This window comes from Prosthecobacter sp., from assembly GCF_049294395.1.
In the GTDB taxonomy this organism is placed as follows: domain Bacteria; phylum Verrucomicrobiota; class Verrucomicrobiia; order Verrucomicrobiales; family Verrucomicrobiaceae; genus Prosthecobacter.
Genome location: NZ_JBAQCR010000315.1, coordinates 1 through 8212, shown reverse-complemented (window position 1 = coordinate 8212; position 8212 = coordinate 1). Strand labels below are relative to the sequence as shown.

Genomic DNA, 8212 nt, shown 5'->3' with positions numbered 1-8212 from the left:
CCACCCACCCCACCGCCGGCGCCACCGCCCTGTCGGTCCAAGTGAGCCCACATCCGCGTCAGCCGCGGAATCGAATACTCCATCTTCGCCAGCTCCACCTGCAGCCGCGCCTCCCGCGTCTTCGCCCGCATGTTGAAAATGTCCAAAATCACCTCATGCCGGTCGATCACGCAGATGTCCCCCTCGCTCTCCCACGCCCGCTGCTGCCCCGGACTCAGCTCATTGTCCCACACAATCACATCCGCCCCCAGCTCCTTCGCCTGCTTCATCAGCTCCGCCGACCTCCCGCTGCCAATCAGGTAGCGCGCCGTGTGCTCCCGCGCAAAAACCAGCTCCTTGCCAATGATATTGATCCCCAGCGTCCCCACCAGCTCCGCCAGCTCCTCCAGCAAATCGTGAGCTTCCTGCTTCTGCCGCCGGTCAAAGTACGCACCGACCAGAAAAGCGTTCTCAACGGCATTGGGTTTTTCTCGAATGTCAAACATGGGGTTGCCAGTATGGAGCACGCCAGCGCATTGCCAAGCTGCGTATTCCATGCCATGAACTCCCAACCCACATGACACGCCGCCTCCTTCTGCTCAGCCTCTGCCTCGGTCTCGCCGCCTGCGATTCCTCAGACACCGCCCCCCTCCCGCTGAACCTCTATGAGTGCGATGCCGGCGAAGCCGCCGTCCGCCATCTCATTACCCTCCTCCCCGACATCAATCCCGGCGTCCCCAAAAGCTACTCCATCGTCCTCGGCGAGATCAACCGCGACGGCATGACCCCCGCCACCGACCCCTTCACCAACCGCTTCGCCGACCTAAAGCTCAAATTCGTCAACGCCCAAAACCTCAAAGTCATCGAGCCAGACCACACCATTGCCGAATCCGACACACGCCTCGCCGCCTTTGTCCTTCAACTCCGCAAACTCCAGCCCACCAGCGCCACCACCTGGGACGCCGAAGCCGGCTGGAGCTACAAAAAGGAATATGCACGCATCAAAATGCAACTCGAAGTCAAAGATGGAAAAACCCGCGTCGTAAATGCCGAAAAAGTCGAAGGCTCCTGATCAGCCCCAAGGGGTCAGTGCAGACCACCGCCACCGCTGTCATCCACACTGTCCACATCCATCTGCCGCACCCGCTTCCGATCACGTTCAATTTGCACAGCCGTGCGCAGTTTTTCACGCACGTTCTCAATTCCCGGAATGGCACGCATGGAAAGTGTGGGCGTCGTCGCATCTGAGGTGATCAAGGTCATGTTGCCAAGACCGACCAATCGCAGCAAAAAGGGCTGCTCCATCGTGTAATCCCGCACCCGGAAAAGCTCCATTTCATCGGTCTTTTTGCTGAGAATTCCAGAACGAATGCGCAAACGCTGGCTGGTCAGCTCATAAGTGGTGCATTTTGTCGCCCACCAGCGGAAGACCCACATCAAAAACGGAATGATCAACCCCAGATACCCCAGCGCTCCGATGCCAGCAGTCGCCAGACCGAACACCGTGGCCGCAAAGCCAATGCCCCCAGCTAAGATAAGGCAGAAGAAGTAATACCAGAAATGAACCCACTGGGAGGTGTGACCGGACCAGAGATTGATTTCCGCGACGGCGGCAGGAATGGGAGCGTCTTCTGTAGGCATGATGTGCGAGGGGGTGTGAGTTTAGGAAGCGGTTGGAAAATCAGAGCATCGACTTGATCTCATCAAGCGCCTGCTTGGTGCGTTTGATGCCTTCGATTTCAGTGTGCTTGTCGCCTTCGTATTCGATGCCGATGTAGCCATTATAGCCCGCCTTGACGACGATGTTGATCAAACGCTCAAAATCGAGCGTCATCTCGCGCCCTTCGCGGCGGTCTTCGGTGTAGAATTTGCCAGCACCGGTGTCCCAGTCGTAGGCCTTGGCGCTCATGCCCTTTTTCACCCAAGGCATGAACTCACGCAGGCCTTTGTAGGGGTTGTAGAGCTCACCTTTGACGCGGTCGGTGTAAAAATTGCCAAAGTCCGGCAGAATGCCGACGCGGGCATGGTCTGCGGCTTTCATCACGCCAGTGAGCCAGAGGCCGTTGCTGGAGAGTCCGCCATGATTTTCCACGACAACGTAGAGGCCGCGCTTGTCGCCTTCCACGCACAGACGATGCAGGCCATCCGCTGCGAGCTTCATCTGCTCGTCCCAGCTCAGTTTCGGATCGCTGGCGGCATTCACGCGGATGCTGTGGCAGCCGAGGGTGGAAGCGGCATCCAGCCACTTGAGATGATTTTCGACGGTCTTTGCGCGCTTGGCCTCATCGGGATCGCCGAGATTACCCTCGCGGTCGCACATGATGAGCAGGCCTTTCACGCCTTCACCTTCCTGGCGCTTTTTCATTTCGCCGAGGTAGGCGGCGTCAGCTGCCTTGTCGAAGAACATCTGGTTCACATACTCGACGCCGTCGATGCCCAGGCTGCGGGCGATCTTGCAGAAGTCGAGATGCTCGTGGCGCTCTGCGTTTCCTTTCCCAAAAATGCCTTTGTTCAGCGACCATTCAGCCAGCGAGATTTTGAACGGCGGCTCCTTGTCAGCGGCGATGACTTGGCGTGAACCTGCAGCGGCAATGGCTGTGGTGACGAGTTGAAGGAAGTGGCGGCGGGAGGTCATGGGTGTGATAGCACCCACTATGATGTGAGGAGCCCCCAAAGCTCCAGCAGAATTTTTGCCCCGACTTTGTAACCCGAAGCTTATGCCGCCTTGCGTTCCACCCGCTTGCGCAGCATGGCCGCACGCTCGCCTTTGACGACGCCTTCGTTGATGGTGACGCCGCGCACGTCCATCCGGCTGGGCACGTCATACATGACGTCCAGCATGATGCGTTCGAAGATGCTGCGGAGTCCGCGTGCACCTGTGCCGCGTGTCACCGCCTCCTTGGACATGGCCAGCATTGCATCACGTGTGATGGAAAGCTCCACGCCGTCCATGTTCATCAGTTTCGCATACTGTTTGATCAAAGCGTTCTTCGGCTCGGTCAGCACCCGCACGAGTTCCTGTTCCGTCAGTGACTCCAGCGAGCAAACCACCGGCAGACGACCGATGAACTCCGGAATCAGGCCAAACGACAGCAGGTCCTCTGGTTCGACTTCGGCCCTGGATTTGGCGGTCTCGGGTTTCGCGGCCTGGGAATTCACAAAACCCATGGTCTTGCCGCCACGACGCCGCTCCATGAGTTTGTCGAGGCCGACAAAGGCCCCGCCGCAGATGAACAGAATGTTTTCTGTGTTCACCTGGATGTACTCCTGCTGCGGATGCTTGCGTCCGCCCTGCGGCGGCACATTGCACACGGTGCCTTCGATGATTTTCAGCAGTGCCTGCTGCACGCCTTCACCAGAGACATCGCGCGTGATGCTCACGTTCTCGGTTTTGCGGCCGATCTTGTCGATCTCGTCAATGTAGACGATGCCCATCTCGGCGCGGGCGACATCGTAGTCCGCCGCCTGCAGTAGACGCAGGACGATGTTTTCCACGTCTTCGCCGACGTAGCCGGCCTCTGTCAGCGTGGTGGCATCTGCAATGCTGAAAGGCACATTGAGAATGCGTGCGAGAGTCTTGGCGAGCAGCGTCTTGCCACAGCCCGTGGGGCCCATGAGCAGCACGTTGCTTTTTTCGATCTCGACATCATTGGGGTCGGGCAGGGCGGTCGTCACTTTGCGAGGGGCTCCGCTGCCGGCACGCGTGGCCTGCTGCTGGGTGTGCAGGATGCGCTTGTAATGATTGTGCACCGCGACACTGAGCACCTTCTTCGCCTGAGACTGGCCGATCACATGCTGATCCAGCAGCGCGGCAATGTCCGCCGGACGTGGCACCAGCAGTGCTGGACCACCCTCGGAATCGACCGAGGTTTCCTTGTCGAGGATGTTTTTACAGACGTGAATGCAGTTGTCGCAAATATACACCCCCGGACCTGCAATGAGTTTTTTGACCTCTGCATGGCTTTTGCCGCAGAAGGAGCAGAGAGTAACGTTGGAGCCGCGTGCCATGGTTTTTGGGGATAGTATAATGTCGCACGGAAGCGGGATGCACGTCAAGGTGCTGCTTCTATAGAACTTAAAACAACCTGCTCATCGTCATTCCGACCATACCATGCTTTGAGTACTACGCCTGAAACCGGTCGTGAGGTCAAAATGCTGTCCTGCGCAAGAGACCGATTTGTGAGGATCTGCCCCTGTGGGTCTTTGATTTCCCACTGCCGTCCCCACAATTGTAGGGTGCGCTCCCAAGAAACCGTGTTCAAGCCCTGAATCACCGCTCCGGGTGGAACCTGAGCCGGGTCCATCAGCCACGCTTGAGGGACCAGAGATCGCAACGCCACAAAATGCTGCTGGCGCAATTCCTGGCTCCAAAATGAGCGCAGCGCCGGCAGATGCAGCAATCCTTGCTCCAGTGGAGAATGGGCGAGCGTTGCGCTGCCTCCCGAGAGTTTCAGTCCCCCTTGATCCTGTGCATAATTGAATGACAGCCAAAGATCTGAGCCCCCCCTGGGCGCGGGGGCCAGTGACAGCCAGTGCGCCAAAAAATCACCCAATGGCCCTGCGACACGGCCTTTCGTAACACGCGTCTGCAAGACTTCGCGGGCCGCCATCCAGCGCATGATACGGTAGCCGGCAGAATCGACAGCTTCGCGCTGCGATCGGGGTAATGGTTCCAACAAGTCAGGTATCATGTGTTCTGCAGCCTCTGTCTAAATGCAGACTGTCACCCCCGTCAAAACGAGAGATTGCGGCGAAAAGATGTTTATGATAATTATATAACCCGTGTTGCGCACCTCCGCCAGCCCCCTCCGTCCACAACCCCAGCCAAAAAACTGGATGTCTGCGGGCTTTTCACTGCTGGAACTGCTCACCGTTATCTGCCTGGTCGGCATCTTCACCAGCATTGCACTTGGCTGGCACGGCGGAAACCAAAGGAGTGTGATAGAACGTGTGATCAACCAGCGGAACGCGCAGGAAATTGTTTCTCTCGGGGTCTATGCCACGCTGGGCAATGCGGATTTTGTGGTGCCAGGGGACAAACTGGCCACCGCAGCCAAGCTGATAGGCGGTGTTACCGGCAAGCAAGGGATGTGGAAGGACAAACTTTTCAGCCTTACCAACATGCGGCCCAGCGACCTGCCCGGAGCTCTGTCTTTTGTGAAGTTCGAGTCCGGCCTGCTGCTCTACGACCCTGAAGGGCTGCAGCCTTGATCCGCTGAGTTAATCGACGCTCACTTCCACATTCAAAGTGGCGGGCAGCTTCGATGCTTCGGCAGCATTGGCAGCCGCCGGTTCGTCAGGAAAAATCACCACGATTTCGCGAATGCCGCCCTGGTCTTGCGCTTTTTGCTCCTTGAGCACCCAGTGCTGCACAAACTTGGCCACGGAAGTACGGCTGGCTTCGCGCACATGCTTGATCTTTCCGGGGACACCCGCGCGACGTTCCAGCATCGGGGTCAATCCTTTCTCCAGTTCGGCCATGTTCTCCGCCGCATTGAACCGCAGCCAGCCAGCCTCAGCCTTTTTCTCCATCGTTTCCGTGCGGATCGCCGGTGGCAGCGAAGGCCGGATGGCGGGCGCGATCACCACGCAACGACCGTTTTCGACCGTGATCTTCCACTCGTCGGACAGCTTCAAATGGTAACGATAGACCACCATCGCGCGGATCTCCGCCACGGTGGTGCCGAGGTAAACGGCATCGTTGAACAAGGTCTTCGTGTCATACTTCGTGACGGTCTCCTCGGTTTCCATGGTGGCGAGTTCCAATACATCCCCCTGAGTCGAGGCGATGCGTTTCACGTTTTCACGAAAACTCTCGGTGATGGTCTGCTTCTGGAAATGCTCTACCAGCCACTTCATGCCAAAACCTGAATCCACCACCTTCCAAACCACGAGGCCACCAATGACCACCAGCGCCAGAAACGTCAGGGCCAGGGTGGAGAGGCATCCTGGCCCGCGGCGCGGCGCGGGTGCTGGAGCAGAATTTGGTTCATCCATGGAATAAAGAGTGAGTCAAAGGCCCCTGAACATGCGGCCTAAGGCTTCCTCTGCCAATTACGAATCTGGTAAAAACCTCGCCTTGACGATCTCCCGCAGCCCCTGCGAGACTGACGACGCATGAAGTCCTCATTTCTCTCACGCGCTGTGCTGCTGGCCTGTCTCGCAGTTTTCTCCACCTCCCAGGCTCAACAGCCCGCGAATCAGAACGTGGAGGAGCAGGAGAAAAAGCTGCTGGATGACATGGAAAAGGTCGGCTGGGTGCGTGAAGGCGCAGGAGATCTCGGCGGCGTGGCCAAGATCGCCATCCCGAAGGGCTACCGCTTTACCCACGGCAGCGGCACCAGCCGTGTGCTGGAATTGTTTGGCAATCTGCCCCAGCCCTCCGCCTCAGGCATGCTTACCACCGAGGGATTCGGGCCCTGGATCATCTTTGGCTACGACGATTCCGGCCATGTGAAAGACGATGAGAAAAACGACATCAATGCGGATGAACTGCTGGCACTCCGCCGCGAGGGACTGGCGGAATCCAACAAAGTGCGCAAGGAACGCGGCATCCATGAACTGGCCATTCTTGGCTGGGCCATGCCGCCGCGCTTCAACGACACCACCAAGACCCTTGAGTGGGCGGTTCGAATTCAGAGCCTGGACGGAACAGGCGGAGAGTCTGTGAACTATGAGACGCGGCTGCTGGGCCGCACGGGTTCCATGAAGGTGCAGCTCGTGTGCGACCCGGCGGAGTTTCAGCCGCTGCTGGCCGAGTTTCAGAAAGTCATGGGCGGCTTCTCCTATGTCGAAGGTCAGCGCTACGCTGAATTCCGCGAAGGCGACAAGGTGGCAAAATACGGCCTCACCGCGCTCATTGCAGGCACAGGCGCCTTCGCCGCGGCCAAGATGGGTCTGTTTGGCAAGCTCGGGTTGTTCTTCGCCAAGCTGGGCAAGGCGGCGATCCTGCTGGTGGTGGGTGCTCTGGCCGGCTTGAAAAAACTCTTCGGCAAAATCTTCGGCTCGCGTCAGCCCCCAGGCGAATAGCGCATGACCGACGGCCAGACGCTTCTCGCAGTCTTCGTGCTGCTGTATCTCATCGAGTGCCTGCGCCTCGTGCCTTCCACGGCCTGGATGGCTGCGGGCACGGGCAAGTCGGGCTGGAGCCCGCTGCGACCATGGATGCGGCTGCAAATCGGCAGCGGCTCGCCATTGCTGCTCTCTCCTCTGCCGCCGATGCAGGCGCATGCAATAGCCCTGCCATGGTTGTTTGTGCCCGAGCAGGATTCGCTGCGTGTGCGATTGACCGACAGCATCAGCGTCAGCATCGCATGGGACAAGCTGGCCCCGCGTGTCGAGGAAAGCACGCTGCATCTCGACACCGTCACTCGTGTGCGCCTGCCTTCCAAAACGCTGGCGGACCTCTGGCAGCAAAGGCTCACCGAGTGGCAAGGCCTGACACCTGAACAGCGCCGCAGTGCTTTCCTCAAGCACGCCCGCACGTCACTCGATACGAAATCTGCCAACATAACCGCCACGGCCACCTCGCAGCTGACCCGATCACTGCGGCTGTGTGCCACGATTCACTTCATGTGGTGCTTTGGTGTGATGAGCGTTTTGTATCATCGCTTTGGCGACAGTCTGATCGTGCTCACGGCTGCGGGTGTGCTGCTGCTGCTGCAATTCATCCAGTCATGGCTCTTTCTGCGCAGCTCTCGGAAAAGCCGCGTCACTATCCCGCATCGTCGCTGGCGCGCGCTCGGGATTGCCTTCCTGCCGCAACTGGCGATGCGTGCCTTTGATGTCGTGAATCTGACCACGGATGCCGAACCGCCTCATCCGCTCGCCTGGCGTGGACTGCTGGATGACAAGCGCTGGCTGGAAAGTGCGCGTCTGTTTTGGCGTGAGTCACGCTACGTTCCCGGCTGGCCTCAAAATGAATCGCTGCCGCTCGAAGCCGAGGCACTGGAAAAATTCTTCCGCCACGAAGGCATCGCAGAAGCAGATTACGATCCGCCCGCGACGGCAAAACTTCCCACCTGCCCGCGGTGCGGTGCTGAATTCCAAAGCGGCATGACCGCCTGCTCTGACTGCGGTGGCGTGGAACTGCGGCAGCCGGCGGCTTAGAGCATTTTAAATAATTATATAGCCATCCGGGTAGAGGCCTGCTATAAAGTGGTATGGCAACACTCTCTCTGGATTTACGTGAACGCATTGTCAGCGCCTATGACAAAGGTGAAGGCACGCGTGA

At 58.5% G+C, this 8212-nt stretch carries 9 protein-coding genes and 1 pseudogene; 4 read left to right on the top strand and 6 right to left on the bottom strand.

The features are described from left to right. Positions 1-485: pseudogene (locus tag WAW39_RS21070) on the bottom strand (GTPase HflX); the annotation flags it as partial. A gap of 71 nt (positions 486-556) precedes the next feature. Between WAW39_RS21070 and WAW39_RS21065 the strand changes: the two are divergent. Then, positions 557-1051 carry a hypothetical protein gene (locus WAW39_RS21065; protein WP_422321133.1) on the top strand — a complete coding sequence of 165 codons (495 nt, stop codon included), beginning with the start codon at positions 557-559 and terminating at the stop codon, positions 1049-1051. Between the two features lie 14 nt (positions 1052-1065). Here WAW39_RS21065 and WAW39_RS21060 read toward each other — a convergent pair whose 3' ends face one another. The 4 genes from WAW39_RS21060 to WAW39_RS21045 all read right to left on the bottom strand — a co-directional run bounded on the left by WAW39_RS21060 (position 1066) and on the right by WAW39_RS21045 (position 4670). Next, positions 1066-1620: a PH domain-containing protein gene (locus tag WAW39_RS21060; protein ID WP_422321132.1), complete on the bottom strand. Its 555-nt coding sequence runs from the start codon at positions 1618-1620 to the stop codon at positions 1066-1068. A gap of 40 nt (positions 1621-1660) precedes the next feature. Beyond that, positions 1661-2614 (bottom strand): sugar phosphate isomerase/epimerase family protein, encoded by a 954-nt coding sequence (locus tag WAW39_RS21055; RefSeq protein WP_422321131.1) that lies wholly within the window; start codon positions 2612-2614, stop codon positions 1661-1663. 80 nt (positions 2615-2694) lie between these two features. After that, positions 2695-3987 carry an ATP-dependent Clp protease ATP-binding subunit ClpX gene (gene clpX / locus WAW39_RS21050; protein WP_422321130.1) on the bottom strand — a complete coding sequence of 431 codons (1293 nt, stop codon included), beginning with the start codon at positions 3985-3987 and terminating at the stop codon, positions 2695-2697. 44 nt (positions 3988-4031) lie between these two features. After that, positions 4032-4670: a hypothetical protein gene (locus WAW39_RS21045; protein WP_422321129.1), complete on the bottom strand. Its 639-nt coding sequence runs from the start codon at positions 4668-4670 to the stop codon at positions 4032-4034. A 145-nt stretch (positions 4671-4815) separates the two neighbouring features. Here WAW39_RS21045 and WAW39_RS21040 point away from each other — a divergent pair, with 145 nt between their 5' ends. Then, positions 4816-5190, top strand: coding sequence for a pilus assembly FimT family protein (locus tag WAW39_RS21040; protein WP_422321128.1), 375 nt, complete (start codon positions 4816-4818; stop codon positions 5188-5190). A gap of 9 nt (positions 5191-5199) precedes the next feature. Here the strand turns inward: WAW39_RS21040 and WAW39_RS21035 are convergent, their stop codons facing one another. Next, the gene (locus tag WAW39_RS21035; RefSeq protein WP_422321127.1) at positions 5200-5976 is read right to left on the bottom strand and encodes a hypothetical protein; all 777 of its coding nucleotides are present in this window, start codon (positions 5974-5976) and stop codon (positions 5200-5202) included. Between the two features lie 120 nt (positions 5977-6096). On the opposite strand from WAW39_RS21035, the gene WAW39_RS21030 reads away from it, so the two are divergent. After that, entirely contained in the window at positions 6097-7008 is a 912-nt protein-coding gene (locus WAW39_RS21030; RefSeq protein ID WP_422321126.1) for a DUF2167 domain-containing protein, read from the top strand. Between the two features lie 3 nt (positions 7009-7011). Next, positions 7012-8088, top strand: coding sequence for a hypothetical protein (locus WAW39_RS21025; RefSeq protein WP_422321125.1), 1077 nt, complete (start codon positions 7012-7014; stop codon positions 8086-8088). The last annotated feature ends 124 nt before the right edge of the window (positions 8089-8212 follow it).

Coding starts and splice junctions, on each gene's coding strand:
- WAW39_RS21065 (WP_422321133.1), top strand. CDS start 557: ATGACACGCCGCCTCCTTCTGCTCAGCCTCTGCCTCGGTCTCGCCGCC.
- WAW39_RS21060 (WP_422321132.1), bottom strand. CDS start 1,620: ATGCCTACAGAAGACGCTCCCATTCCTGCCGCCGTCGCGGAAATCAAT.
- WAW39_RS21055 (WP_422321131.1), bottom strand. CDS start 2,614: ATGACCTCCCGCCGCCACTTCCTTCAACTCGTCACCACAGCCATTGCC.
- clpX (WP_422321130.1), bottom strand. CDS start 3,987: ATGGCACGCGGCTCCAACGTTACTCTCTGCTCCTTCTGCGGCAAAAGC.
- WAW39_RS21045 (WP_422321129.1), bottom strand. CDS start 4,670: ATGATACCTGACTTGTTGGAACCATTACCCCGATCGCAGCGCGAAGCT.
- WAW39_RS21040 (WP_422321128.1), top strand. CDS start 4,816: ATGTCTGCGGGCTTTTCACTGCTGGAACTGCTCACCGTTATCTGCCTG.
- WAW39_RS21035 (WP_422321127.1), bottom strand. CDS start 5,976: ATGGATGAACCAAATTCTGCTCCAGCACCCGCGCCGCGCCGCGGGCCA.
- WAW39_RS21030 (WP_422321126.1), top strand. CDS start 6,097: ATGAAGTCCTCATTTCTCTCACGCGCTGTGCTGCTGGCCTGTCTCGCA.
- WAW39_RS21025 (WP_422321125.1), top strand. CDS start 7,012: ATGACCGACGGCCAGACGCTTCTCGCAGTCTTCGTGCTGCTGTATCTC.